Here is a 24,579-nt window from a genome sequence, read left to right on the forward strand (position 1 = left end):
GAGTTGGGGCTGCGATTTCATTCTAGCCAAGCCATTGGAACGAGCAGCTGATCACTCGGATTGGTGGGCAGACGTACTGACCGGCTTCTGAGCCAAGACCTGTTCAAGCTGCGTCACCAGCGCGTCACGTTTCTCTGCACTTAGCTTGTCCAAGTTATGCTGGCGCCATTTGACGGCAGGGAGATCCTTGACTGCATCAACGCCGAGCAGCTCCCATTCGGGCTCGCCTCGCTCGAACGAGAGGAGAAAGCGGCGATGGGCATCAGGCATGCTGCCGACGACGGTTTCAATCATCGTCTCTCTCACCTGAGTGAGCTCCTCGATGGTTACCGGGGCTACTGTCATGCCATCGAAACCATGAGTAAATTCATGAGAAATGTCTTTTCGTGGCGGCGCCAAAACCTCTGCCATCGGTCGGTCATGGCTCAGCAGATAGACTATAAAGGCGGTCCGTAATTCCTCCGTGACGCCCTCGTTCGCCAGCAGATCGCGAATATCGAACAGGTCACGCGGGTGCTGGCGGTCGAGTGCGGCTACCAGTTTGCCGGCATAAAGGTCGGCGAACGACACGACCTGGATTTCGACGAATCCGAAGGCGTCCTCGACGTTCGGCGAGACTCCCCTCGTCTCAGGCTCGTAGACGCAGCCCCGCAGGACGGGCGTTACCTCGATTTTGATCTGTGCGCCTGCCCTCTGCACCGTCAGCTTGGTGACAATGCCTTCACGGGCATTGACCACTTCATTGACATGGACACCCTGCAGGCCTTGTCTGATGCGACTGGCGATCCGCTTCATGGCGGCATTGATGGCCGTTAGGGACTCTGGCCTGCCGGCCACCGGCAGATAGGTCAGATCGATATCGACAGACAGCCGCGGCAGGTCCCGAATGAAGAGATTGATAGCGGTCCCGCCCTTCAGGGCAAAACAGTTTTCCTCCGCCACGAAGGGAATGCTCGAGACCAGCAGGGCGACCTGACGGCGATACTGTTCAGCTGGGGGCATAAAGATCGTCCGGTACGGTGATTTGGTAAACGGGATCGAGCCTGCCATTCCTGACGAGCATGCGCTTGCCGGTTCCGAGATCGACCTTCGAGCGGTCGATCCGCTTCAGCCAGGCATGCTGATGGCGGTCGGCAAAGAAGAAGAACAGGCGCTTTACTTTGATGCTGCGGCAGTCGGCAAGCAGCTTTTCAAGGCGCCGGGGGCTCAAGGTGCGCAGTCCCTCGACCAACATGTCGACCTGGTGGAAGCTCTCCTGATTGGGCAACTCGTCCAGAAGTTCGAACAAGGCCCGCTCTGGCGACGATACCGTTAAGGGCCAATTCCATTGCCCCCAAGGGAGCCGGTTCAGGGTGCCATGCAGGCTGTCATTGCTGGAGCCGACATTGTTCCCGATATCCCAATCCAGGCTGGTGAGCCCTTTCATCACCGGGTCGGACTTGAACAGAGTTTGTGACTTGTGGAACCGGAAGGTTTCTTTCAGGGGAAGCTTGTTCAGCCACCCCGGGGGCGGCTCGCGCCCGTACAGATGAATGGTCTGCGGACCCTCTACGGAAACATAGTGGCTGAAGCCTTGCAGATCGAGCGCGGTGCGGCCGCCGCCGACGAGAGGCTGCTCCAGCAGGACTTGCAGCGATATGACCACCTGTTGCCAGGAAAGAGTGCCCCAAGGCCGCTTATAGGTGCCCCGGGCAGGCTGCTCGAGCCAGCCGGCCGAAACATACTGGCTGCGAAGGCTGCTGGAATAGCCATGGCGTTCCATCCAGGCGGCGTCGACCAGCAGCCCCTCGGGCAGGGTCTTGTCCAGTTGGTTTAACTTTCCTTGGTTTCGTTCAGCCATACTTAGCAAAATAGCATAAATTCAAACTGGGTCGCAAGTTTGCATTTATGCTAAATGGGTAGCGCGCAAGGTTTGTGCAATAAACCTCGGGACCTTGGACGAAGCGTGAACATCCCTTAGGTAAGCACCCCTCAGGCGGCATTCCGATGGCGGACATTGCGCAGTGGACGGTGCTGGCCGACCCCTGAGGCTGCCTGCTGCCAGAGGTAATCGCCCGTCAGGCTAATGTGTCGCCAGCCCAGTGGCGCGACATGCGTGAGAAGCTCATCTGACACGATCCGGCCTTGGGATCGCAGATGCTCCACCGCTCGACCCATGTAGAGCGTGTTCCAGTACACGATTGCAGCGATCACCAGATTGAGGCCTGAGGCCCGGTAGCTCTGGTTCTCGAACGTCCGGTCCGTGATCCGGCCCTGCTTATGGGCAAAGATCGCCTGAGCGAGGGCATTGCGGGCCTCGCCCTTGTTGAGACCCACATGGCAGCGCCGCCGCAGGTCCGGGCTCTCCAGCCAGTCGAGCGTGAACAGGCTCCGCTCGATCCTTCCAATCTCTTGGAGGGCGAGATCGACCCGGTTCTGGCGCTTGTAGGCGCTCAACTTCTTGAGCATCACGGACGGAGCAACAGTGCCAGCCTTGAGCGAGGCTGCCAGATGCAGCACCTCGTCCCAGCCTTGGCGTACCACGTCGGCGCGGATCGGGCGGCCCATCAGCGGCTGGAGGCTGCTGGGTACCTCCAAGCCCGCCATGGTAGCCAACCGCCGATCTTTCAGATCCCGCAGGCGGGGCACAAACCGGAAGCCAAGCAGATGGCACAGGCCAAAGACGTGGTCGGTGGCTCCGCCTGTGTCCGTGTAGTGCTCGTGGATCGACAACCCCGTTCCATGGTGCAGCAGACCATCCAGAACATGCGGCGCCTCGCTCGTGGTGGCCGAGATCACCTTGGTGTGGAAAGGGCCGTACTGATCCGACAGATGGGTGTAGAACTTCACGCCCGGATCCGAGCCATACTTCGCGTTGACCTCGCCGGCGCCTGCGCTCCTGCGCCCGGTACGGAAGAACTGCCCGTCTGAGGACGATGTGCTCCCGTCGCCCCAGAGGGCTGCCAGCGGGAGACGTTGGTGCGCATCGACGATGGCGCCGAGCGCTGCCTTGTAGGTTTCCTCCCGCAGATACCAGGAGTGCACCCAGGTCAGTTGAGCCTTGGTCACGCCCTGAGAGGCATCCGCCATCCTCTCGATGCCGAGATTGGTCGCATCAGCCAGCACCGCCGCCAGAACAGCCGTCACATCATCGGCCGGCCTGCCGTCGCGAAGATCCGTGAATCTGTGCGCAAAGCCAGTCGCCTGTGCAACTTCGTTCAGCAGTTCGGTGATGCGGATGTTCGGCACCAGCAGGTCGAGATCACGATCAAGCCGATCCGCTTCTGGAGGCGTGAGGGCCCGCAGCGGGGTCACATGCAGTTCCTCGCCACGCAGGGAGACGCCCGGGACGGCATTCTTGCTCAGCGCCCGGGCGAACCGCTTCAGCCGCCACTCGAGAAGCTGGCTTCGCTCCGCCAAATACGCGTCTGCATCATCCGGCGCTTTCAAGGTGGCGATCGCTGACGGGGCAGAGGCGGGAGGCAGCAGATAGGTATCGAAGCGGGATCCGTCGCAAACCTTTTGTTTCAGAGTTTCGGCTATTGCTTCCTCGGTTCAGCGACGGAGCGTGGCGTGTTCAAGGGCAGGCATTTTGATCGATCGGTGATCCTGCTCTGCGTGCGCTGGTACTTGGCTTACAATCTCAGTCTCCGGAACCTAGAAGAGATGATGGCCGAGCGCGGCATCTCCGTCGATCATGCTACCATCCACCGTTGGACCATTCATTACGCACCGCTCCTCCTCGAGCAGTTCAATCGGCGCAAGCGTTCTGTGAACCGGAAATGGCACATTGACGAGACTTATATCAAGGTCCGCGGACAGTGGATGTACTTGTACCGCGCGATCGACAGCGATGGCGATACAATCGAGTTCTGGTTCAGCGAGCGTCGGAACCTCACGGCTGCCAAACGCTTCCTGCGCAAGGCGCTCAAGCGGCATGGTCGACCCGAGCGGATCGTCATTGACGGCAGCCAAACCAACTATGAAGCAATCCTGTCGTGCGATACCGAGCACTGTTTGCGGGACCCCTCACACGGCCGGCTTAAGCCAATCCGCATCCGGCAAAGTGCTTACCTCAACAATCGCATTGAGCAGGATCACCGTGCCATCAAGCGGCGAGTACGGCCGATGCTCGGGTTCAAATCCACGACCACTGCCCATGTGATCCTGAGTGGCATCGAGATGGTGCACATGATGCGCAAACGACAGGCGAAGTACGCCTGCAATCGGCAGCCATCGCTCGCCGAACAGTTTCGCTTGCTTGCAGCATGAGTGCGTCGCGAAGCATCTGTTACTTTCTCGTCCCTACTCCGGATTTGCGACAAAGCCCGAACGTTTTGCCATGTTGCCCAGCTCGTTATGACCGCCTGATGGGCTGCGTCCTATCCCATCCGAGATGAAGCAGCGAGGTCTGCTCTTCCATGCGTCTTCGTTAAGAACTCTGAGGCCACGCGCCTGCTCTGAGGCAGATCCTCGAGCAGTTCGGCTATCCAGATCGTGTTGGTGTTGCGGTGTCCGGCTCTCACCAGGCTGCCTGTTACCTCGCGGCTCAGGAGGAGATCATAGGCACCGGGAGCGAGTTGAATCAGCTGTAGGTCTCGCCAGATGAGGTATCGCAATAACATTTCGCATAACAAACATTATGGAACTAGCTGTAGGATCTTTCGTCATGTCAACGACGTCATTCACGTACCCGGCTAGAGCGTTTGCCACCCGTCGTTGACACCGTTAGCTTCAGCCTGTCCACGGCCGAGGTTGGGCGCTGTGGCTGAAATAGGACGCCGCTGGCGATCAGCAGCCAGTCCTTTGTTTGATCGCATCCACCTGAGACTTCGACCGGCAGACGTTCTCGCATGGAATGCCGTCACCATCACCGTCCGCCTGCTGTAGCCTCCGCACCAGAGTTCCACGGCCTCTTCGCAGGTGCTCACCGCCTTGCAGGTTCCGCCCCTAGCCATCAGCCATTCCTTGGCCTGCTGGCTGCTCGCCTCTGCCGATAAGCTGATCCCAACTGCGGCCACGGCCGCGAGCACCATCACTGCGATCTTACGCATGATCCTACCCCTGATCGCCCAGATCTGTCTTGCGCTCGGCCTCTCGCGTAGGTTCGATCGGAAACCATACCTAGGCAAACGGATTCTTGACCTGCTGCGTGGGCTCGTCCGGCTGAACCTTGTCCGGCAGGTCCTTGTCCTGAGACAGTGCTTTTACGATGCCATCCACCAGCCCCTTCAGGGCACGGGCCTTCTGAAGCCCCTCTTTGTCCCGGGTTAGATCCAGAGAGCCGTAGATTGAGACTCTGTCCGTCCCATTTTCAACGGTCAGCTCATTGATGCTGAGCGAGGCACTGTCGTCGGCAAAGGGCTGAAACTTCGTCATGGGCGGCGTCCAAAATTATCAATGGCATCAAGGATCCCGCCGAGGAAGTCACCGCTTTGCGTTCCTGGGCTTGGCGCCGGCGGCTCTGGGCTGGAAGGCGAGCGCGGGGCCGGGCCGGCGTTGCGCCGCGAGCGGCGCAACTGTGGAGCTGGCAGCTCCATGGCGGTCTGCTTCACTGAGGCCGGCACTTGCGGGAATGCATCGATGCCCGAGAGCTGCTGCAGGTCGGCAATCGAGATGACCTTGTAATCATTCCCGGCTTGGTTCGGTACCAGATAGGCGGCCCCGGCATTCCGCCGCGGATCATAGAGTGCTTTCGCCAGATGCGTGGGCACCAGAACACGTCCCTTCAGGCTCTGAAGGTTCTCTCCCTGGAAGATCGGGCCTGTCACCACATAGATCTCCTGCCGCTCAGAGTACTGCCTCACGGCCCGTTCGATGCTCTCCCAGAGAAAGCGATTGTTGCCCCGGTCCTGGGGCACCATGTTGGCCAGGGAGAACGACTCGGCCATGCCCTCCGGCGTGGCCATGTCCCCGGCTGGCGCCATGTGGCCCCGGTCATAACCGCTGCGGGCATAGTCGGAGAACTCAGCCCGCTCGCTGGCGGGCAGGTTGGGATCAGGATGGAAGTTGTCGACCCGGTTCAGGTCACGGGCGCCAGCTACTCGCTCGGGCGTGAGATGCTCGGCCACCCAGAGCGGGGTCCGGGTCAGACCGGAGTGCAGCAGCGCGAATTCGGAATAGCAGATCTGCCGGGTCTTCGGCTCGAGCTTCGGGTTGAGCAGCTTTGGAGCGGTCCCACTGAAGAAGTGCTGGGAACAGCTTTGGGCGCTCGCCTGCGGAGCCAAAGAGCATGTGGCGAGGACGAGACCTATGGCGAAAGCGAACAGTCTCATAGACGCTCTGACAGTCCCGCAAGACGGGACAGGATGAGCCATGGTCCATTCCAGATCAGGGCCAGTTGACGCCTGAGCATGATCGCAACTCGTCTGCGCCCTGGTGGCCTCTCACCAGCTGAACGCTCGTCCTGTCGCAAACCGTATTTCCGAAAGTCCGATGCACTGAACATCGCCTGCTCCCGACGTTTCCAACGAGGCCTAAGAGGATTGCTCTGACGTCTGCCCATTGTGCCCCCCTGCTTTGCACTTATTCATAGGCTTTGAAGCGGCGGGTTCAATGCGGGGGCGCATCACTTCCGGGCGCCTTGCCGACGAGGACAACACGCTCAAACGAGAGGTCGAGCGCGCAGATCAGTCGAGCTATGCAAGGGACCGCTTCTTGTGCACCATGGCTTCCGGCAAAGCGATCCGGTCTTCCTGGCAAACTCCGGCAGGCCTGTGCGCAAGCCGGTATCAGCATCGCTCACCTGCGGGCCGAGCACGATGCCTTGAACGATGCACCACCGTGTTGCATGAATAAGCGGGTCGGTAACTGCGGCTGGTTAGCGGAGCTGCGGACTCGGCTTTTGAGCAAAGATCTCTGCCATGCCCTTCAAGGCCAATGCCGCCCGCCGTCATCGCATTCCCAAGCAGCGGCACCGGCATTGATATGCGCCAGCGTGGAAGCCTCACGGTCTGGTCACCGGAGGAGGCGATTGCCACCTGGCGGGCCGAGCCCCGCACCAAGTCGGCCAATCAGCTGAGGGGCGCATCAACCGTGCACCTTACCCCCTCGGGACGGAACTCCATCGTCGCCCGGCCACCCAGCTCCATGGCAAAACTGCGCTCGATCAGGCGGCTGCCAAAGCCGCGGTGGACGGGAGGATTCACAACGGGTCCGCCGGCCTCCTCCCAGTGCAGCACGAGGCGCCGGTCGGCTGCGGAGCCGGTGATCCTCCAGCTGATGCGCACCAGGCCCGTAGCGTTCGACAGCGCCCCGTACTTGACCGCATTGGTCGCCAGCTCCTGCAGGGCCAGAGCGATGGCTAGCGCCATCCGGGGTGACAGGCGGGCATCGTCTCCCACGACATCGAAGTGATCATCGTCGTGCTGCCGGTACGGCTTTATCGCCTGCTCGACCACCTCGCGGAGGTTGGCACCCTCCCAGTTCTCCCGCGTCAGAACATTGTGCACCCGCGACAGGGCGAACAGCCGCCCTTCGAGGTCCTCGCGTACCTGCTCCATGGAAGAGGCATTCCGCAGGGTCTGGCCTGCAATGGATTGGACCGTAGCCAAGGTATTCTTCACCCGGTGGTTCAGCTCGTTGATCAGGAGCAGCTGGTGCTCCTCCCAGCGCTTGCGCTCGGTGATGTCCTGATGAATGCCGACCACCCGCTGTGGTGTGCCGGACCTGTCGCGATGCACCACCGCCTGCGAGCTGACCCAGCGCTCCCGGCCGTCCTTTGCCAGAACCCGGAACTCCGCCCGGTAGGGTGCCCCGCCCTGCAACGCCGCCTCAAAGGCTGCACTGACCCGCTCCCGGTCATCAGGATGGATGGTCGCTTGCCATGCCTCACTCTCAAGGAGCTCATCGGCCGGAACTCCGAAGATCTCTGCCGACCGGGGAGACAGCAGGCGCCGGTTGGCGGCGACATCCAGCTCCCAGCTGCCAAGCTGGCCTGCCTCAAGCGCCAGCCGCAGGCGCCCCTCGCTCTCGCGCAACCCTTCTTCGGCCCGGCGCCGCTCCTCCAGCTCGCGCTGGGCATCCTGGAGCAGGCGGGCATTGTCGATGGCGATAGCCGCTTGGCTGGCAATGCCGACCAGCAGGTTCTCGTGCTCCGGTGTGAACATGCCCGGCTCCGCATGCCCGAAGAGCAGTCCTCCGAGCACCTCGCTCGAGCGTGAGGTCACCGGCACCGCCAGATAGCTGCGAACCGGCAGGTGGCCCTTCGGCATGCCCTTGTGCGGTTCGTTCCTGCCGTACCTGGGATCCTGCAAGATGTCGGCGGAGCGAATGATGCCTTCGCCGCTGAAGGTCGGGTGGAAGATGGCCGTCGGACGGGGCATCGGGAACTGCGAGAAGGCCTCCCGCTCCACCCCTGACAGGGCGTAGAGCATGTAGGTCTCGCCCCTGTCGTTCACGGTGTTGTAGAAGAAGGCTCCGAACTGAGCTCCTGTCAGTTTGACGCCTGCGTCCGTAACCGTCTGCACGACCTGCTCCAGGTCAAGCTCGGCGGCCGTCGCCGCGCCGGTGCGGTTGAGCACCGCCAGCTCCTGTGCCCGGGCCTGGGCCTCGCGGCTCTTCTGATCCGCCGCCGCGCGCGCCCTGACCTCGGCCCAGAGCACACCGGAAACCAGCAATGAGGCAATCAGGCCAATCGCGAAAAAGACTGGGATAAGGGATCGGGTGGAGCTCAGCTCTGACTGCGGGCTGCTGAAGTAGGCAATCGTCCACGGGCGCCCTGCGACGTCGAGCGTCCGGGTCTCGCTGTAGCGGGCAGTCCGCTCCCCTTGACCATCAGCCAGCACCAGGCCGGATCGGTGCAAAAGATTCTCCGGAGCAGGCGGGCCATCATAGACGCGCAGCTCCAAGCCCGGATTGCGCCCGCCCTGGAAGATGGCCGTAAAAAGGTCATCCGCCCGAAAGGGGCTGTAGACGAACCCGGCCAGCATCTGCTGCCGCTCCGGCGTAGTCTTCGGCGGGGCGGTGCCGCGGTACACCGGTGCGTAAATCAGAAATCCGGCCTGCTTGGCCGCGTCGATTTCCTGGACCAGTTCAATCCGGCCGCTGGCGGTGGGCTGCCCTGTGTCCCGAGCCCGCTCCATGGCGGCCCGGCGGGTGGGCTCCGAGAACATGTCATAGCCGATAGCGGCCTCGTTGCGCCGATCCAGCGGCTCAAGATAGACGATGGTGTGGAACTCGGAGCGGGGGTGATGGGGCCAGATCCTGAAATCCGGCACGCCCTGCTGGCGCTGCGCCATGACAAAGGCATCCCTTTCGTCCGCTCCTACGCGAGTGCTAAACCCGATACCCTGGATGCCGGGATAATCGTTCTTCAGGCGCAAGCCGGCCGTGAAGGCCCGGAACCCTGCCCTGTCGACATCCAAACCGTTGGCATTGAACAGGCCCACACCGGCCCGTAGCAAGGTGACGTAGGTGTTGAGACGATCCCGGATTCCATCCTGAGCCTGGTCGACCCTGCGCTCGAAGCTCACCCGGTCACGTGCGTCAATGATGTTCCACAGGCTCAGCGCAACAAGCACCGACGCCGTTACCCCGCCCAGCAGGGTCGCAACAGGAATGAGCATACGCCGGCGGCGTGGCTGTTGGAGCATGGAGGGTCCGAAGTGGTCGCAGCGAGCGGCGCGTGAGCAGGACCTGGTCCGCCCCGGCATGAGCGAAAGGGGGTGGGAGAACAGGCCCGAATATAAGGAGCCGTGTCCGCCGTGCAAAGGGCGGTGCCTTGATTCAGGTCCGCGTAACCAGATCTCTGCCAGGGTTGCTGTTGGGGAGCATGAGGAAGCGAGGGGCAGCCTCATCGGACTCGAGGTTATGGGGTTGCAATGTTCAGGTCCTGAAAACCCGATCCATCACCGACTGCCCACAGAGGTCCTGATGCTTCTCGGCACAGAGACTCGTTCAGACGCAGGGAGACCCGCTTTATCGGAGGTTCAAATCGGTTGTGAAGCAAATTCGGAGAGGAGACGCGAAAGGGATAATCGCCTCGGCTGAACCGGTTGACGATATCAGTCCAGGCTGTCCTTGATTTGACCTCCGCCGTCGTTCAACAAAGCCGGCCTGCCAAAAAGGACCTCGCGCGAGCCTCCGGATGCACATCCAAAAAGGGGCGGCCACGAGAACCGCCCTCCCTCAGAACCCGGCGGGGATCACCAGCCGCCGTAATAGCCGGATCCATAATACGGAGAACCATAGCTGTAGGTCACCGTGCGGGAGCTCACCGGAGCATAATCATAGCCATAGTCATAAGACCGGACCACCCGGCGGGTGCGATAGACCGGTCGTGGCTCCTCGTAGTAGCGGACCACCCGCTCACGGTAGACCGGAGCAGCATAGTAGCCGTCATCGTAGGCATAGCGGTAGGACGTGACCGGAGCCGCATAGCCATAGGTTACCGGAGCCGCATAGGCTTGCGAGGCAGCCCCCGCGATCATGGCGCCTGCGGCAAGGCCAACGACACCGGCCGCAATCGCCGCACCGCGCCTGCCGGAGCGAGCCTCGGCATCCGGCGCTGAAAGGGTACCAATCGCCATAACGCCAATTGCGGCAAGAGTTGCGATCTTACGCATGAGAAGCCTCCAGAATAGGTCTGACGCCGATAACGTAGAACTCCCGATTTGAGTTCATTTCATCATCGGCATTCTGAACACGATCTGAACCGATCCTCGCCGCCTATGGCGGAACCCGGATATTCTCTTCAAGACTTGAATTGCCCCGCTTATTATTGCTGTCGTCGCTAACAACACGCAGGGTCAAGCAGGATGATCTCGAGCGGGAATTGGTGCCGGCGAGAGGAAATGGGCTGCATGTCCCTACCCTACCGTGCATCGATGCCTGCCTCGTCAGCTATTCCCGCGACAATGCCCTCTCAAGCGAGCTGCCTTGTGGATCCCATGCTGCTTCGCTGACGATGCACTTCTGCGTTGCCAATTTCGCAGGGCAGAATCGGTGATTGACTCGCATCTTGGCAGCTTCGAACATCTCAACCGACGAACCCCAATATCCGAGGCCAAGAACGGTGAATCTATCATTCCTGCTGCGACAGCGAGTTGAAGACGGCCGCCCTGTCCGCGTGGCGCTCATCGGCGCCGGCAAGTTTGGTTCCATGTTCCTCGCCCAGGTGCCCACCACTCTGGGGATCGAGGTTGCGACGATCACCGATCTCGATCTCCACCAGGCGCGCGAGTCCTGCCGGAATGTCGGTTGGGATGAGGCCAGGATCAGCAGGACGCGCTTCTCCGCGGATGGCATTGAGGTCTGTGGAGCCGATGGCATCGAGGTCGTGATCGAGGCGACCGGCCACCCAGAGGCGGGGGTCCGGCATGCGCTGGCCGCCATCGAAGCCGGCAAGCACATCGTGATGGTCAATGTGGAAGCCGACGTCCTAGCCGGACCGCTCCTGGCTGAGCGGGCACGGCAGCACGGGATCGTCTATTCGATGGCCTATCGCGACCAGCCTGCGCTGGTGGCCGAGATGGTGGACCGGGCGCGGGCGACAGGCTTCACGGTCGCGGCCGCGGGCAAAGGAACCAAGTACCTTCCACACTATCACACCGTCACACCGGATGAGGTCTGGGCCCATTACGGCCTTACGCCCGAGCAGGCCAAGGCGGCCGGCATGAACGCGCAGATGTTCAACTCGTTCCTCGACGGAACGAAGTCCGCCCTCGAGATGGCCGCGACCGCCAATGCCTGCGGACTCGACGTGCCGGAGGACGGACTGGCCTTCCCGCCCTGCGGCGTCGATGATCTCGCCCATATCCTGCGCCCCCGCGCCATCGGCGGGCAGCTTGATCATGACGGCATGGTGGAGGTCGTGTCCTCGCTGGAGCGCGACGGCCGGCCGGTGTTCCGGGATCTCCGCTGGGGCGTCTACGTCGTGCTCAAGGCCCCTAACGACTACGCCGCCGCCTGCTTCAAGTAGTACGGTCTGCCGACCGACACCACCGGCTGTTATGCAGCCATGTACAAGCCCTTCCACCTGATCGGTCTTGAGCTGTCGATCTCGGTCCTGAGCGCCGCCCTGCGCGGCGAGCCGACCGGCTCCACGCGCGAATGGTGCGGCGATGTCGCCGCGGTTGCCAAGCGCGATCTCAAGGCCGGGGAAACCCTCGACGGCGAGGGCGGCACACGGTCTACGGGCGCCTGGTTCCGGCATCCCGCAGCCACGCCCGGCGCATGCTGCCCATCGGCCTTGCTCATGGCGTCCGCCTGACCCACGACGTCCCCGCGGCGTCGGTCGTGACGGAGGACGATGTGAGCCTCGACGCCGACCGGCTGGCTGTGCGGTTCAGAAGGGAAATGTGCAGCCGATACGGCGCTCACAAGGACGCCGGAGCTCCGACTGCTTGAGGGGCGGAGCTGGCGCCGGACCGGACACGGCCTGCGCACGGCATCGGCAGCACATTGGAGACTTTCCCCTGCGAGGAGACCGACCGTCCCTTCCGCACTGTCCTACCGGAACTGAGGGCGCAGTGATACTTCGAGTTGATGGATCAGGTTTACGAGACGAAGCAGCCGTTCGTCGGGCGCAGGGTGCCCTTTCTGATGCAGAACAAGCCGGGCTGTTCGCTGGAAGAGCATATCCTTGATTTGGTCTATCATCTCGTTGAGGATCTCGTAGGCCGCGTGACGGGCATTCTCGTTGAGAGCTTCGACAGAACCGATTGGGCGCGGGCTTGAAGGTCCCACGCCCGCTTGGTCCCCACCGAATACCTTGTGCCGCAACCGATCCTAAGCGAGTTCCGTAAATGGGCCCTCTGCGCAATTCGCATGGGGACCATGCGGGAACAGCATTTTGAGGCGGGATCCCGGCAGCCTAACTTTGGGCGTCGGACCTACCCTGGACGACGTTTCATATGGGGCGACTGCCCTGGACCTTCGGCTGCTGATCCGTCAGCGGCCTTCTTTTTGGCCTCCCGATGCCTGACGACCGTGAGATCCCCAATCCGGCACCATCTGGTGCTGCACCGGATTGACCCGGTGCAGGGCATCCCGCGCTTCTACGCGCTGATGATCGAGCGCAACCTGTTCGGCACGATCCGGCTCGGCGTTGGAGGCCATCGCAAAGGCAAACCGGCGGCGGGGCTGCCGGGATCTCTGAGCGTGCGGAGAGAGCCCTGGCTGTTCATCTTCCGGGGCATCGCCGCCCGGGGTGGCGCATTTTGTAGATTTGACGGGCCTTCTGAGCACTCTCCTCGCGGGCCTGCTCAGCGAGTCTCTTTTAAACTTCATCCAGGCGCCCGTGCGCTTGACCACACTTGGCGCACTGCACAATGCCTGCGGCTTCGATTTTAGGCGGCAGGATAGCTTGTCCGGCCCCGCAGGTCGGGCACGGGTAGGTAATTACAACATTGTTGGTCATTATTGCCCCCTTTACGGACTAAGAATTTGGCTCCGTTTGCTCTATCAACCGCCTTGGCTTTGCCGAATGCCCTGCAACACTCGGCCCAGAGCCGCTTCAAGTCGAGGGTTTTGGCTCAGAGGGTACTGGAGGAATGCTGCTTTGCCTTTCTTCCTTCCCCCATAAGCACAGAGGTTTCCGCTTCGCTTTTGCTTCTTGGGGACTTAGCTAGGTCAGCCGGTGATCAACTGGGCCGAGGAGGGGAGGCAAATCTGTTCGCCCGAGCGCGTCCAGCAGTTCGCGCTCGATCACACGAACCATGGCATCGAGCGGCAGATCGTTCATCTCCAGCCCGAACGGCTCTTCGAGCTCGTCACCAAGCGCATCCAGACCAAAAAACGTATAGCAGACGGTGATCACCAGAAGAGGCGTCCACCAGCCGAGCGCTTCTGCCAACGCGAACGGCAGCAGGATGCAGAAGAGATACGCAGTCCGGTGCAGCAGGAGGGTGTAGGCGAAGGGCAGCGGGGTGGCCTTGATCCGCTCGCATCCCGCTTGAACCGCGCTCAGGGTGCTTAAGCGTTGCTCAAGCACCGAATACCGGATGTCGCTGATGGTGCCGTTCGAGATCAGCCGGACGCACTGATTTCCGATCTGGCGCAGCACAGCATCTGTTGGATTTGGCCCGCTGATTGCGAAGTTCTTGCCGACCCAAGGCATGATCCGGCTGGCCTCATCCTGATTGCGTAGCCGGGCTGCCAGTCCATGAGCAAAGCCACACAAGCCAAGCAGAAGCGGTTCGCGCCGAGCCAGATCGAGATCCATCGTCTGGCGAGCGAACGAGCGTGTCTCGATAATGAGTTGGCCCCAGAGCTTGCGGGCCTCCCACCAGCGGTCGTAGCAGGCGTTGTTGCGAAAGCTCATGAAGATCGAAAGAGCAATGCCGATCAGCGTGAACGGCATGGCGCCGAGTTGGGCAAAGACTTCCGGGTGCCAACGGACCAGGAGGACAGCCAGAGCGGAGACCAGCCCCATCGCGGCCATATGAGGCGCGATCCGCGGCACGATCGACCCACGTACTGCGAACAGAATGTCCCAGAATCTCGGCTTCTCCCGGACGATCATTGATGTCTCACCACCTATTATCGAAATTGTCCCACCCTAAGCAGGTTCTGGGCCATGCCTGCGTCATCCATCTATGGCAGGGGCTTGCTGTTGATCAGGGTGGTGTTGTGCGCTTGCAGGAGTGGAGGGTCTCGAACCTCCAGCCCCGCTTTTGGAGACCGGTGCTCCAGCCGATTGAGCTACACTCCTATGCGCCGACACAGGGCCATCTTCTATAACGGCTACCGAGCCGGAGAACACATTGCCGCCCCTGGCGCCAATGGGATAAGCGCCGTGGCCGCTCTCGGCATCGAAATGATCGGCTCGCGGCGTACAAGGTCGTGGGGCACGGACCCGATGCTGTGGAAGAGGTGCAGCCGGTTATCCGGGTTACCTCAGCAATCAATACTCCGGCACAAGACGCTCCTCGGCGAGAGGAATATCCATGTGGCAGGACAGTCCTTCGCGATGATAGGCAATGTTGATCGTCGCGCGGCACTGATGCGTCAGCACCCGATGCAGCAGCGTGGTGCCAAAGCCTTTGCGGCTAGGCTGTTCCACCGGCGGCCCGCTCCGTTCCACCCACTCGATGGCAAGCCGACGCCCGGCCTCCAGCTCCCGCACCGTCCAAGCCACGGCGATCTGCCCACCTGGAACCGACAGCGCCCCGTGCTTGGCGGCATTCGTCGTCAGCTCATGCACCGCCATTCCGATTGGCACAGCCAGATCGGCCGAAAGCTCCACCGCCGGCCCGTCGAGGGTGATCCGCCGCTTCGCGCCGTCGTCGTAATGGGCCAGTTCGTTCCTGAACATCTCGACCAGCGGCGCCGTCTGCCAGTAGTCCTCCGTGAGGAGGTTGTGGGTGTTGGACAAGGAAACGATCCGGTCCGCAAATGAGTGGTAGAATTCATCGACGGAGCGCGTCGAGCGGGCTGTGGCCCCGAGGAGCCCTTGGACCGTCGCAAGAGTGTTCTTGACCCGGTGATGCAGTTCGCGGATGAGCAGCGCCTGACGCTCGTGCGTCCTCTGCCGCTCCTTGAGATGAGCCTCCACCTCCCTTTGCCGCTGCCTCGCCCGCAAGGCCGACCGTACGGCATTCACCAGGACAGCCGGGTGGAACGGCCGTTCCAGAAGCGTGACGTTCCCAAGCAGCTTAGGCAAGTGCTCGACCGGCGAGCCACCACGGTAGGTCAGCAGGATGAAAGGAAAGTCGGACCAGGGCGGCTGCAAGTTGACCCAATCGGCAAGATCCCGCCCATCGGCGCTGAGAAGCGCCTCCTCCGAGATCACAGCGCAGGCTGATGCGTCCAAACCCGCGACAAGCGTCTCGAGGCTGGAGCAAATCGTGGCTTTGATCCCGACTTCGCCAAGAATGGCCGCTGCCACCGTGCCATCCCGCCCGTGCGGGGCGAGGATCAGCACGGACACCTCATCAGCCTGTGTCATTGTCGGTCTCACGCTCCTCAAGAAGCGAGGCGCGCTGGCCCGCGAATGTCGGTACGCCTGTCAACACACCCCGGAACTGCTCCAGTGGCGGACCAACGCGCAACCCCTGGCTGTCGATCCGGAACTCCCGGATCGTGTCCTCGTGCGAACCTGTGCGCCGCTTTACCACTGACAAGGCTCTCCGGATGCGCCCGCCAGCCTCGAAAAAGCGCAGCAGCACGACTGCGTCACTCAGGTAGGTCAGGTCGATCGGCGACACTATCTGGCCGACCATGCCATGCTGCGCCAGGATCAGGATTGTCACCACGCCCTGCTGGTTCAGGTAGGTGAGGAGTTCGTGCATCTGGAGCACGATGAAGGGCTGCTCCAGCATGGCATTGAGGTAGCCGGTCAGACTGTCGATCACGACGACTTTGGCTCCACCTTGCTCGACGGCATCCCGCACCCGACCAGCGAACTCACCTGGCGAGACGTTGGCGGGGTCGATCTGCTCGATGCGAAGCCGCCCGGCTTCCAAGTGAGGCATCAGATCGAAGCCGACGCCTTTCGCCCTCTGCATGAGGATACCGGTGGTCTCGTCGAAGCTGATCATGAGAGCAGGTTCGCCGCGCTCCAGGGCAGCCCAGAGATAGCCGAGTGCGAGCGTGGACTTGCCGGCTCCTGACGGGCCGACAACGAGAGTGCTCGTGCCGCGGCTCAAGCCGCCGCCGAGGATGGTGTCGAGTTCACCGATGCCGCTGGGGATCGCCTCGAACGCGAACGAAGTGTGATGGTTGGCCGCCACGAGACGGGGGAAGATCCGCAGGCCGCCGCGCTGGATGACGAGATCGTGGTAGCCGCCCCGGAAGGCGGTGCCGCGCATCTTGGTGACAGTGAGACGCCGCCGCTCCGCCCCATAGGCCGGGACGATCTGCTCTAGCCGGATGACTGCATGGCTGATGGAGTGCAGGTTGAGATCGTCCTGCTCGGAGGTCAGGTCGTCGAGCATCAGCACCGTGGCGTCGTTGAGCAGGAAATAGCTCTTCAGAGCCAGCACCTGCCGGCGGTAGCGCAGGGAGCCCTGGGACAGAAGCCGGATCTCCGACAGCGAATCGAACACCACCCGGCTGGGCTTGACCCGCTCGATCTCGGCCAGCGCCATACGCACTGTCTCGCCGAGTTCGAGATCGGAGGAGTAGACAAGGCTCTGCTGCTGCTGTGGGTCGAAGCTCAGTTCCGGCGGCACCAACTCAAAGATCTCGATGCCGTCGAGCGACCAGCCATGGCGGGAGGCCACAGAGAGAAGCTCTCGCTTGCTCTCGGACAGAGTGATGTAGAGGCAGGTCTCACCCTGCTGCGCGCCCGCGAGCAGAAACTGCATCCCCAATGTCGTCTTGCCGGAGCCGGGCCGCCCTTCGATCAGGTGAGCCCGGTTGGCGGCATAGCCGCCAGCCAAGATGTCATCGAGGCCTGGGACGCCTGTCGGGATCGGGGCGGCATCGGAATGCGACGGAGTCGTCATGGAAACTCTCAACAGGTCAGCGGTTTCGATTAAGTCTCAGTCGGCGCTTCAACCCTCATGCTGCTCATCGGGTCCGACGTCTGGCTCATGGATCGGGCGTGTCCCGCATGGAGGGCCGCCTGTGTGTCCTTGTAGACAGGAGCGGCGGCCCTGTCTGTCCACATGTGCACACATCAGCAAGGTAATGTTCACAGTTGAACGTAAGTTGCCGTGGCGCGTTGGACCTGCCAAAGCGGTGGAGGAAAGACGTCTGATGCAGCCTGCCATGACCCCGTCACGCCTCAGGGAACGGATTGCCGGCAACAACCTGCTCAGTGCTCTCCGACCGGAAGACCTGGCCATCGTGGCGCCTTCGCTTCAGGAGTGGGAGGGCGAAGCCGGAGCTAAGCTATATCAACCCGGAGATGAGGTCAGGTTCGTTTACTTCCCCTGTGGGCCCAGTCTGGTTTCGTTTGTGGTCGAACTCGAGGATGGCCTCACGGTTGAAACGGCCTTGATTGGGCGCGAGGGAGCGGTTGGCGGGATCGTGAGCCAGGGACGCCTGCCGGCCTTTGCCCGGTCCGAGGTCCAGTTCCCAGGGCCTTTCCTGCGCCTATCCACGGCCGATCTGGAAGAGTTCGAAACCCGTTCTCCGAGCCTGCGGCATCTGTTCGCCCGCTATGCGGACTGCATGCTGGCACAGGTGTTCCAGTCGGTGGCGTGCAATGCGGTCCACACGATTGAGCAGCGAACGGTGAAATGGCTGCTGGCTGCCATTGATCGGACGGGGGACCATGACATTCCCCTGACGCAGGAGCAGTTGGCCAGCATGATGGGCGTTGGCCGAAGCTATGTCAGCCGAGTCATTCAGTCTCTGAAGCGCCGGCATCTGCTGGAGACACGTAGAGGTGGAGTTCGGGTACGCGATCTGGACAGATTGGATGCCTTGTCGTGCGGCTGCAACAATGCCCTGCGCCGCCATTTCGATCAGGTGCTGGCGGGCGTCTATCCAACCGTCGAGGAGAGTTCGGCTCAGAAGGCAGAGGCAGGCAGCAAGCGCCCTGGGTCCAGGATGAGGGCCTGACGACACCGTAAGCTGCCGTGATCCGTTGCAAATCCTGACGTCACCCAAGCGAAAGCCAGACAGGAACTCAGGTTAGGCAGCAGTGCTGAATAGGTGAGTAATGAAATCATGCTGAGCCCTCATGTCGCTCGCTGGTACGCTCGCCACTTGACCCTTGCTGTCGATTTGTACTTCATGGTGAGACTGGGCGATCTGAAGTGCAAACGGTCACGAGAAGGCGGCCTCCTTGTCGACGGCTGGCCGCCACGCCTCAACGGCCTCATCGGTGATCTTCTCTGCGCCAGCCCGAATGGCGTCGATCGCAAGCTCGTTCAATGTGGAGAAGACCTTGGCCGTGATCCCATCCGTGATGCGGGCGAGGTGCCGTAGACTCTGGGCGGACAGGGACGATGGGCATCGAAGCGGTACGCTCCGCAAGACGGCGGTCACGAGGGCTTGGAACTCCTCGTCGGCCCGCCAGCGGGGAAGCGCAAGTTGGTCAAGGCGGCGCACCAGCTGCGTGTCGCCGGCAATGGCTTCTCTCGCGTCGGCGATGCCCAGGCACACGAGCGAGGCCTTCATCTCGTTGCTGAGGAACCGGAACAGCTGGAGGATTACGCGCTGCTCGCGCGGGCTGCCCACAAGCAGATTGTGCACCTCATCGAAGACGAGCACACGGACATCGACCTGCTTCAGCAACTTAAGCGCTCTTGTCTCCAGATCGGCCAAGGATACCGCGCGTTGTTCAAGGCCGGCATCCAGTGCCCTCAAGAGCTGTGCGTAGATCCGACGCTCGCTCGGCCGTGCAGTCAGTGTGATCCCAAGAACCGGTATCGTCTCCAATCCGTACGCAGGGTGAATGATTGGCGGATTATTACGCCGAAACTTCTCGACGAGCATCGTCTTGCCCATGCAGCTATGGGCAAAAATGGCAAGCCCTGGCGGTCGGGTCGAAGGCAGGTGATCGCACAAGCCTTGCATCAGTTCGAGGACGCGCCGGGCTCTCGCGAAGCCAACCCAGCGTTCCGATCGGATGGCTCTGATGCGGATGTCCTCAGGGCGGTCGAGCAGGGCCGCAGCTCCGCGCGCGAGATGGGGCGGCGAAGGCTGCTCGACGGTCATCCCCAGAACTCCATGTCGTCGTCGCCCTCGCGCATCGTCGCGGTGTCGACCCCCTTGAGCGGCATCGGTGGGGCCTCGTTGGGCATCTGCCTGGGCGGTCTGCGCGCAATCCGGCGGCGCGCCGCAGCGCTCGCCAGAACTGCTGCATCCTCAATTTGCCGCTGGTGTGCGAGCGAGGCAAAGAGAGTTTCTTCGCTCAGGTCCCGCCGTCCCTGCTCATAGAGGCGCTTCTTCGTGTTCTTCCACTCCCACCAGGTCACCGGTGGATGGGCCAGATTGCGATAGCGGGCCTCAAAAAGCGTCCGCCTGGCTGGCGCACAAAGATCCGGGAAAGGTCACGTGGGTCATACTTGGCCAGCAGTTCGCCTCCCCGGCCAACATCGCGGGACAGAGCGTCTGACCAGTAGCGGATCTTCTCCAGATGAATGCCATCCTTCGAGAGCCGGCGACGGGTCTTGGGCAGGAAGGCTGTCCAGAACGCCATGCGATCCGGCGGCAGGTCGAAATCGACTTCGCCCTGGAGGTCGCGCCGGACGGCAAGCGGCGGCCGCAGCAGGGCGGTGTGGATTCGGTGATGGTACTTTCCGGCAATCTCAATCGCGAGCCAGACCTCAAGCTCGCGCAGCGTAAGATGGCGCGTCCCTCAGCATCGTAGTCACCGCGGATCTTGATGTTTGAGAAGGTGGTGCCTGGAAGCAGATGCACGGCACCCATCATGGTTCCGATGAGCCGCTCGATGTGGCCGCCAAAGCGCGGGGCTGCGGGCGGCCTGTATTGGAGCTTGATGCCGTATCGCGGCAGGCTGCCTTGAGGGCGCGAGTGGAACTCCGCGCCATTATCGCAGTGAAGAACTCAGGGCAGGCCTGCGACAGGCCAGTCAAGATCAAGGCCTCGCTCATTGATCCAAGCGCGTTTGTCGTAAACGGCATGCAGCAAGCATAGGCCAACGGAGGAGGCCGAAGGAGGGTCGAGCGAGAGATAGAAGCCGGCCACCATTCGGGTGCACACATCGATCGCAACCGTGAGCACGGGCCGCCCAATCGGCTGGCGGTGCTCTTCATCCACGACGATCACGTCGACCACAGTATGATCGATCTGCCAGACCTCGTTCGGACGGTCAGCTGTGTAGGAGCATGGGCTGGGAGTGACCTTCGCGAGAACATCCCCCTCCCCTCGCCTGCGCGCGGTCTTCTGCAGATCAAGTTCATTGACGCGGCGCTGAATTGTTCGGCGGTCTGGTAGCAGTAATCCCTCGACGCGGCATGCATCGTGCACACGCTCGATCAAAGCACTTATGGTCGGGCGCTCCCGTCTGAGCCAGAAGCGCTCGATCTGGTCTGCAATCAGCTTCTCGACTCTGGGGTCGAGCCGCTTGGCGCTCACGGGAGTTCCAGCCGACTGGGGTAGCAGGCTTGTGGCGCGCTTGGTCTGACGGAAGCGGGCCACGAGGCGAAATAGCGTTGATCGGGGAATACCGAGTCGTTCACGCGCGGCTTTGACAACCTCGTCTGTCACCTTCCATCCGGAGGCTTTGAGAAGGTCACGTAACAAGATATCGCGGCGCTCTGCCTCCGGCCAGCGCGGGTCATCGGGATCGATGAGGCGAGATCCATTCATGCGGAAAGAATGGGTTCGATGAACTGATCGGACGGTCTCACATGAAATACCAATAGTCTCAAATGAAATGCAGCCCGTTGCACTCCAGTCTCAGCTAAGTCGTTGGTTTGTCAGAGGCCACCAGTCCCATCATGAAGTACAAATCGACACTTGTCGTCAATTCTGATGCGAGGATCTGCCCGGTGTGAGCATCCACTCCGATGTGCAGCTTGCGCCAAGACCGGCGCCTCTGGGTACCATCCTTCTCGATCAGCCACTCGCCGGCTCCACAGAGCCGCAGGCCCGTGCTGTTCACCAGCAGGTGAACGGGCCCGCGCGAACTTGGACGTGGCTTTGGATCTCCAGGGTCTCGGCGCGTCGGCTCAGGGTCGAGTGATCCGGCACGGCCAGATCCAGGCCCAGAGTTGGAGGATTGATCCGATCAAGCCTTCCGTCTGACGCAGCGCCAACCGGAACACCGCCCGCAACGTCAACGCCGTTCGGATCGCCAGAGCCGAGTAGTGTGGTTGACCACCCCGTGTCCTTCGGGGCTCGGCCCGCCAAGCGGTGATCGCCTCCTCAGAGAACCAATCGTGAGGCTGCCGCGCTGGCGCAGGCTGGCATCGTACTCGGCCCAATTTGTCACCCGATACCGCTGCTTGGGAATGCGGTGCCGACGAGCGGCATTGGCTTTGAACGGCACGGTAGACATCCGATAGGAAGGGCACAGTCCTCCTATGTGATCCGGTTCCAGTTACCAACTCGCCTATTCGTGCAACAAAGCGGCTGATTGCCCTCAACCATGTCGCTCGCGTGTGAAAGTCCCCGGATGACGGGGCCTTTCTTTTTGAGAGCTGCACCAAGGCATGCGTCACAAGGTGGCGGCTACTAGACCGGGATCGTCACGAACAGCCGGTCGAAGTCGGATGGGGCATGCTGCTGCCCGTCTCTGTTGGTGATGAGAGGACGTCTCTCACCCCTCAAGCGTCAACGCACGGGCTTTCTCGGCTGCGGCGGCTGCGGTCTCGCAGGTCACCGCCACAGCACCCTGCTCTCCGTTTCCAGTGACGACAAAGAACATGCTACCTCCTTTTACTGCGCTCCCAAAAGTAAGCTCTTTTGCAGTCAGGACAAGCCGAGCGGGTCCGGCAAACATGGCCCGTATTGGGCAGAAATGGTTCAGAATTTAGTCTGTCAATAGGATTGTTTTTATTGTCGCGCTGAAACGGGATGCTTCTGACAGAGTTGGCTTGCCGTCTGTATAATCGGTAGCAGACAGATTCCGAAAGGATAAAAACGATGCAGAAACACCTCAAAGCAAGCAGCACCGTGCTTGCGCTGGCCCTCGCGCCGATGCTCGCTTTCAGCGAAGCTGCATTCGCCAAGAAAGGTGGCGAAGGTGGAGGCGATCCGAGTGGCCGCGGCGGGCAGGCGGACAGCGCGGCGAGCCACAGCGCCGGGAGATCCGAGGCCTCCCCGGGCCACACCGGCTCCGCCCCGGGCTCGGCGGGCACGACCTCCGGTCCATCGGGAGCCACTCCGGCCATGGGTGCGCAACCGCCTGGTCTGGCCGGCACAGCCCCCGGCTTGGCAGGAGCCACCCCGGGCCAGAGCCGGAGATCGCTGGACGGCAATGTCTCCGCAACTGTGTCCTCCCGGACGACCGGCCGGGTTGCTGGACTATCGCAGGATGTCACCGGCTCCGTGGACGCCTCCGTCGCTCGGCAGGCCAATTTCGGTGGCCTGATCTCGTCGCTCAACCACGCGGAGATCCAGGCTCGGCAGATCGGCAGCCTCACCACTATTGGCGAGGTCACGTTCGTCGATGCGAGCAGCCTGACGCGAGGGGCACGCGCCAAGGCGCTCGACAACGCTCTCAGCCGGGCCCGCGTGTCTGATCTCCGGGCAGCCTTGAGCGGCAACGCGGCCGTCAGCAGCGTGCTCGCCGCCAACAACGTCGCACTCGATGACGTGATTTCCGTCAGTGTCATGGCCGACGGAAACTTGGTCGTCTACACGCGCTAGCGGCCAAGCCGATTAGCCGTCTCTCTGAGCTCCGGCCAAGGCGGCCGGGGCTTTTCTTTGCAGCGAGCAACGGCTGAAGAAGCTCCCAAGACGATGGCCTTCCTTGGCACTGTCAATGCCCTGCGACAGCCCCCTCCCAGGCGGCCTCAGCCGGCAGCAACACTGAGGGCCTTCAATCCGCTGAGGCGCGCCGCTGACGCGGGACTGAGAGCCGTTACGATGGCGTATGGGGCTCAGGACCCACAATCGTCAATCAGGCCGGAACTCCTACTGCTCAGGTGAGTTTTCCCATCGCCCTGCCGATTAGACCTGTGGCAGGACGAGGAGAACATCATGAGAAAGCTTGCCTTGGGTGCCGCCGCCGCTCTCGCGCTCGCCGGCAGCGCGACGCTCGCTGTGGCCCAGACGACGACCGTGACGATCGATCCCGCCGAAGAGACGACGGTGACCAAGTACGTGACCGAGCACAAGCTGAGCTCGGTTGACGTGCCGGGCGTGACGTCGGTGACGGTCGGCACGGAACTGCCCTCGGCGGTTGAGCTGCATACGGTCCCGAGCGTTTCGAAGTACCGGGTTGCCGTGATCAAGAACCAGACGGTTCTGGTCGACCCCGGCACCCGCAAGGTGGTGAAGGTCATTCAGGCCAAGTAGCCGTGGGCCAAGGGCGTGTGATGTTGCAATCAACGCCATAGCCCGGCAAGGCCTTCAGCTGAGCCGCCAAACCGAAAGCCCGGAGTCCCCGGGCTTTTTCTTTTGCTTGATCTTTGCGACTATTACGCTTCTGCCGCGGTCTCGATCCAGAGCAATTGTTCCGCGATGATGCCGAGGCGGAAGTGTAGACGGCTTTCATGGAAAGGCAATTCTGAATAATAATTCAGAAAAATAAGACATTCTCTCCTCGGTAACTGTCCTATCCACCGAGTTATGCTTGATCACGATATTCGGAATGCTCAGTCCATTCAAGACATCTTCCTTTGAATGCAGTGCACAGGGAACATCAATCTCTCCCGGTCGTTTGTGTGCGCTGACGCACGCTCACGTGAGCTTGGTCAGGAATGGAGTTTACACAGATGCGAATAGCGTTGCTGACGACGGTCGCCGCCGCAGCTTTCTCTCTGAGCCTTGCGGCTGTTGCCTAGTGGTGTGAGTTTGAGGCGATGTCACGATGACTTTGAGCTATGGCGGAAAGTGGGTGATGCTGGATTGAGAAAGGCGGCGTATCGAGGCGGGTGACGAGCCTGCCAGAACCTCTGCGAGAGAGCGATACGCCTATGACAGAACCTACCAATGTTTTACGCCTGCGTCAGCCCGATGCGGTTGACGATCCCCTGACGGGTATCCTGCGAGTGGGCGCCCGCAAGCTGCTGGCCCAGGCCATCGAGATCGAGGCTGAGGCCTTTCTCGCCAGCATGCGCGACCTGAAGC

General features: G+C 61.7%; 22 protein-coding genes, 1 tRNA gene and 3 pseudogenes. 8 read left to right on the top strand and 18 right to left on the bottom strand.

Annotated elements, in window-relative coordinates:
* Positions 1 to 51: 51 nt before the first annotated feature.
* From ACUXUR_RS21610 to ACUXUR_RS21620, 3 genes are all read right to left on the bottom strand, one after another.
* Entirely contained in the window at positions 52 to 1,002 is a 951-nt protein-coding gene (locus ACUXUR_RS21610) for a nucleotidyl transferase AbiEii/AbiGii toxin family protein (protein ID WP_445504442.1), read from the bottom strand.
* Positions 989 to 1,840: a type IV toxin-antitoxin system AbiEi family antitoxin domain-containing protein gene (locus tag ACUXUR_RS21615; protein ID WP_445504420.1), complete on the bottom strand. Its 852-nt coding sequence runs from the start codon at positions 1,838 to 1,840 to the stop codon at positions 989 to 991. Before ACUXUR_RS21615 ends, ACUXUR_RS21610 begins: the two co-directional genes overlap by 14 nt.
* Positions 1,841 to 1,971: 131 nt before the next feature.
* Positions 1,972 to 3,522, bottom strand: coding sequence for a Tn3 family transposase (locus ACUXUR_RS21620; protein ID WP_445504443.1), 1,551 nt, complete (start codon positions 3,520 to 3,522; stop codon positions 1,972 to 1,974).
* 30 nt (positions 3,523 to 3,552) lie between these two features.
* Between ACUXUR_RS21620 and ACUXUR_RS21625 the strand changes: the two genes are divergently transcribed.
* Positions 3,553 to 4,251 carry an IS6 family transposase gene (locus ACUXUR_RS21625; RefSeq protein ID WP_445504421.1) on the top strand — a complete coding sequence of 233 codons (699 nt, stop codon included), beginning with the start codon at positions 3,553 to 3,555 and terminating at the stop codon, positions 4,249 to 4,251.
* 425 nt (positions 4,252 to 4,676) lie between these two features.
* On the opposite strand, the gene ACUXUR_RS21630 is transcribed toward ACUXUR_RS21625, so the two are convergent.
* From ACUXUR_RS21630 to ACUXUR_RS21650, 5 genes are all read right to left on the bottom strand, one after another.
* A complete protein-coding gene (locus tag ACUXUR_RS21630; RefSeq protein ID WP_445504422.1) occupies positions 4,677 to 5,033 on the bottom strand; it encodes a hypothetical protein in 357 nt (118 codons plus the stop codon).
* A gap of 70 nt (positions 5,034 to 5,103) precedes the next feature.
* On the bottom strand, positions 5,104 to 5,358 hold the full coding sequence (locus tag ACUXUR_RS21635) for a hypothetical protein (RefSeq protein ID WP_445504423.1): 255 nt from the start codon (positions 5,356 to 5,358) through the stop codon (positions 5,104 to 5,106).
* The gene (locus ACUXUR_RS21640; RefSeq protein ID WP_445504424.1) at positions 5,355 to 6,254 is read right to left on the bottom strand and encodes a DNA/RNA non-specific endonuclease; all 900 of its coding nucleotides are present in this window, start codon (positions 6,252 to 6,254) and stop codon (positions 5,355 to 5,357) included. Before ACUXUR_RS21640 ends, ACUXUR_RS21635 begins: the two co-directional genes overlap by 4 nt.
* 738 nt (positions 6,255 to 6,992) lie before the next feature.
* The gene (locus ACUXUR_RS21645) at positions 6,993 to 9,572 is read right to left on the bottom strand and encodes a CHASE domain-containing protein (RefSeq protein WP_445504425.1); all 2,580 of its coding nucleotides are present in this window, start codon (positions 9,570 to 9,572) and stop codon (positions 6,993 to 6,995) included.
* Positions 9,573 to 10,124: 552 nt separating this feature from the next.
* Positions 10,125 to 10,544 carry a hypothetical protein gene (locus tag ACUXUR_RS21650; RefSeq protein ID WP_445504426.1) on the bottom strand — a complete coding sequence of 140 codons (420 nt, stop codon included), beginning with the start codon at positions 10,542 to 10,544 and terminating at the stop codon, positions 10,125 to 10,127.
* A gap of 449 nt (positions 10,545 to 10,993) precedes the next feature.
* On the opposite strand from ACUXUR_RS21650, the pseudogene ACUXUR_RS21655 reads away from it, so the two are divergent.
* A pseudogene (locus ACUXUR_RS21655) lies at positions 10,994 to 12,327 on the top strand (NAD(P)H-dependent oxidoreductase).
* A gap of 138 nt (positions 12,328 to 12,465) precedes the next feature.
* Positions 12,466 to 12,657, top strand: coding sequence for a hypothetical protein (locus tag ACUXUR_RS21660; RefSeq protein ID WP_445504427.1), 192 nt, complete (start codon positions 12,466 to 12,468; stop codon positions 12,655 to 12,657).
* Positions 12,658 to 12,870: 213 nt separating this feature from the next.
* Here the strand turns inward: ACUXUR_RS21660 and ACUXUR_RS21665 are convergent, their stop codons facing one another.
* The 5 genes from ACUXUR_RS21665 to ACUXUR_RS21685 form a co-directional block, all read right to left on the bottom strand.
* Complete coding sequence (locus ACUXUR_RS21665; protein ID WP_445504428.1) at positions 12,871 to 13,038, bottom strand: hypothetical protein; 168 nt, start codon at positions 13,036 to 13,038, stop codon at positions 12,871 to 12,873.
* A gap of 508 nt (positions 13,039 to 13,546) precedes the next feature.
* The gene (locus ACUXUR_RS21670) at positions 13,547 to 14,443 is read right to left on the bottom strand and encodes a bestrophin family protein (protein WP_445504429.1); all 897 of its coding nucleotides are present in this window, start codon (positions 14,441 to 14,443) and stop codon (positions 13,547 to 13,549) included.
* Between the two features lie 116 nt (positions 14,444 to 14,559).
* Positions 14,560 to 14,632: transfer RNA gene (locus ACUXUR_RS21675), tRNA-Trp, on the bottom strand.
* A 192-nt stretch (positions 14,633 to 14,824) separates the two neighbouring features.
* Positions 14,825 to 15,868, bottom strand: coding sequence for a sensor histidine kinase (locus ACUXUR_RS21680; RefSeq protein ID WP_445504430.1), 1,044 nt, complete (start codon positions 15,866 to 15,868; stop codon positions 14,825 to 14,827).
* Entirely contained in the window at positions 15,855 to 17,369 is a 1,515-nt protein-coding gene (locus ACUXUR_RS21685) for an ATPase domain-containing protein (RefSeq protein WP_445504431.1), read from the bottom strand. The genes ACUXUR_RS21680 and ACUXUR_RS21685 overlap by 14 nt, the downstream gene beginning before the upstream one ends.
* 265 nt (positions 17,370 to 17,634) lie before the next feature.
* Between ACUXUR_RS21685 and ACUXUR_RS21690 the strand changes: the two genes are divergently transcribed.
* A complete protein-coding gene (locus ACUXUR_RS21690) occupies positions 17,635 to 18,432 on the top strand; it encodes a Crp/Fnr family transcriptional regulator (RefSeq protein WP_445504432.1) in 798 nt (265 codons plus the stop codon).
* A gap of 207 nt (positions 18,433 to 18,639) precedes the next feature.
* On the opposite strand, the gene ACUXUR_RS21695 is transcribed toward ACUXUR_RS21690, so the two are convergent.
* Genes ACUXUR_RS21695 through ACUXUR_RS21705 form a run of 3 tightly spaced genes read right to left on the bottom strand, consistent with a single transcriptional unit; the run spans position 18,640 to position 20,017 of the window.
* Positions 18,640 to 19,533 carry a TniB family NTP-binding protein gene (locus tag ACUXUR_RS21695; protein ID WP_445504433.1) on the bottom strand — a complete coding sequence of 298 codons (894 nt, stop codon included), beginning with the start codon at positions 19,531 to 19,533 and terminating at the stop codon, positions 18,640 to 18,642.
* Positions 19,530 to 19,793: a hypothetical protein gene (locus tag ACUXUR_RS21700; protein WP_445504434.1), complete on the bottom strand. Its 264-nt coding sequence runs from the start codon at positions 19,791 to 19,793 to the stop codon at positions 19,530 to 19,532. The genes ACUXUR_RS21695 and ACUXUR_RS21700 overlap by 4 nt, the downstream gene beginning before the upstream one ends.
* The gene (locus tag ACUXUR_RS21705; protein WP_445504435.1) at positions 19,790 to 20,017 is read right to left on the bottom strand and encodes a Mu transposase C-terminal domain-containing protein; all 228 of its coding nucleotides are present in this window, start codon (positions 20,015 to 20,017) and stop codon (positions 19,790 to 19,792) included. Before ACUXUR_RS21705 ends, ACUXUR_RS21700 begins: the two co-directional genes overlap by 4 nt.
* On the opposite strand from ACUXUR_RS21705, the gene ACUXUR_RS21710 reads away from it, so the two are divergent.
* On the top strand, positions 19,955 to 20,188 hold the full coding sequence (locus ACUXUR_RS21710; protein ID WP_445504444.1) for a hypothetical protein: 234 nt from the start codon (positions 19,955 to 19,957) through the stop codon (positions 20,186 to 20,188). The two genes, ACUXUR_RS21705 and ACUXUR_RS21710, sit on opposite strands and share 63 nt — an antisense overlap.
* 197 nt (positions 20,189 to 20,385) lie before the next feature.
* Here ACUXUR_RS21710 and ACUXUR_RS21715 read toward each other — a convergent pair whose 3' ends face one another.
* Together ACUXUR_RS21715 and ACUXUR_RS21720 are read right to left on the bottom strand one after the other, a co-directional pair.
* Positions 20,386 to 21,150: a DNA-binding domain-containing protein gene (locus ACUXUR_RS21715; protein ID WP_445504436.1), complete on the bottom strand. Its 765-nt coding sequence runs from the start codon at positions 21,148 to 21,150 to the stop codon at positions 20,386 to 20,388.
* Positions 21,151 to 21,304: 154 nt separating this feature from the next.
* Positions 21,305 to 21,832, bottom strand: a pseudogene (locus tag ACUXUR_RS21720) (IS5 family transposase); the annotation flags it as partial.
* A gap of 596 nt (positions 21,833 to 22,428) precedes the next feature.
* Here ACUXUR_RS21720 and ACUXUR_RS21725 point away from each other — a divergent pair.
* The 3 genes and pseudogenes from ACUXUR_RS21725 to ACUXUR_RS21735 form a co-directional block, all read left to right on the top strand.
* Complete coding sequence (locus tag ACUXUR_RS21725; protein ID WP_445504437.1) at positions 22,429 to 23,154, top strand: hypothetical protein; 726 nt, start codon at positions 22,429 to 22,431, stop codon at positions 23,152 to 23,154.
* A 333-nt stretch (positions 23,155 to 23,487) separates the two neighbouring features.
* Positions 23,488 to 23,805, top strand: a complete 318-nt coding sequence (locus tag ACUXUR_RS21730; RefSeq protein ID WP_445504438.1) for a DUF1236 domain-containing protein — start codon at positions 23,488 to 23,490, stop codon at positions 23,803 to 23,805.
* Between the two features lie 620 nt (positions 23,806 to 24,425).
* A pseudogene (locus ACUXUR_RS21735) lies at positions 24,426 to 24,579 on the top strand (IS256 family transposase); the annotation flags it as partial.

The sequence above is a fragment of the Microvirga medicaginis genome (assembly GCF_052658925.1).

Excerpts from the sequence above, each read along its gene's own strand:
- ACUXUR_RS21610 (WP_445504442.1), bottom strand. The coding sequence starts at position 1,002 with ATGCCCCCAGCTGAACAGTATCGCCGTCAGGTCGCCCTGCTGGTCTCG.
- ACUXUR_RS21615 (WP_445504420.1), bottom strand. The coding sequence starts at position 1,840 with ATGGCTGAACGAAACCAAGGAAAGTTAAACCAACTGGACAAGACCCTG.
- ACUXUR_RS21630 (WP_445504422.1), bottom strand. The coding sequence starts at position 5,033 with ATGCGTAAGATCGCAGTGATGGTGCTCGCGGCCGTGGCCGCAGTTGGG.
- ACUXUR_RS21635 (WP_445504423.1), bottom strand. The coding sequence starts at position 5,358 with ATGACGAAGTTTCAGCCCTTTGCCGACGACAGTGCCTCGCTCAGCATC.
- ACUXUR_RS21640 (WP_445504424.1), bottom strand. The coding sequence starts at position 6,254 with ATGAGACTGTTCGCTTTCGCCATAGGTCTCGTCCTCGCCACATGCTCT.
- ACUXUR_RS21645 (WP_445504425.1), bottom strand. The coding sequence starts at position 9,572 with ATGCTCCAACAGCCACGCCGCCGGCGTATGCTCATTCCTGTTGCGACC.
- ACUXUR_RS21650 (WP_445504426.1), bottom strand. The coding sequence starts at position 10,544 with ATGCGTAAGATCGCAACTCTTGCCGCAATTGGCGTTATGGCGATTGGT.
- ACUXUR_RS21660 (WP_445504427.1), top strand. The coding sequence starts at position 12,466 with ATGGATCAGGTTTACGAGACGAAGCAGCCGTTCGTCGGGCGCAGGGTG.
- ACUXUR_RS21665 (WP_445504428.1), bottom strand. The coding sequence starts at position 13,038 with ATGGCCTCCAACGCCGAGCCGGATCGTGCCGAACAGGTTGCGCTCGAT.
- ACUXUR_RS21670 (WP_445504429.1), bottom strand. The coding sequence starts at position 14,443 with ATGATCGTCCGGGAGAAGCCGAGATTCTGGGACATTCTGTTCGCAGTA.
- ACUXUR_RS21680 (WP_445504430.1), bottom strand. The coding sequence starts at position 15,868 with ATGACACAGGCTGATGAGGTGTCCGTGCTGATCCTCGCCCCGCACGGG.
- ACUXUR_RS21685 (WP_445504431.1), bottom strand. The coding sequence starts at position 17,369 with ATGACGACTCCGTCGCATTCCGATGCCGCCCCGATCCCGACAGGCGTC.
- ACUXUR_RS21690 (WP_445504432.1), top strand. The coding sequence starts at position 17,635 with ATGACCCCGTCACGCCTCAGGGAACGGATTGCCGGCAACAACCTGCTC.
- ACUXUR_RS21695 (WP_445504433.1), bottom strand. The coding sequence starts at position 19,533 with ATGACCGTCGAGCAGCCTTCGCCGCCCCATCTCGCGCGCGGAGCTGCG.
- ACUXUR_RS21710 (WP_445504444.1), top strand. The coding sequence starts at position 19,955 with ATGAATGCCATCCTTCGAGAGCCGGCGACGGGTCTTGGGCAGGAAGGC.
- ACUXUR_RS21705 (WP_445504435.1), bottom strand. The coding sequence starts at position 20,017 with ATGGCGTTCTGGACAGCCTTCCTGCCCAAGACCCGTCGCCGGCTCTCG.
- ACUXUR_RS21715 (WP_445504436.1), bottom strand. The coding sequence starts at position 21,150 with ATGAATGGATCTCGCCTCATCGATCCCGATGACCCGCGCTGGCCGGAG.
- ACUXUR_RS21725 (WP_445504437.1), top strand. The coding sequence starts at position 22,429 with ATGCAGAAACACCTCAAAGCAAGCAGCACCGTGCTTGCGCTGGCCCTC.
- ACUXUR_RS21730 (WP_445504438.1), top strand. The coding sequence starts at position 23,488 with ATGAGAAAGCTTGCCTTGGGTGCCGCCGCCGCTCTCGCGCTCGCCGGC.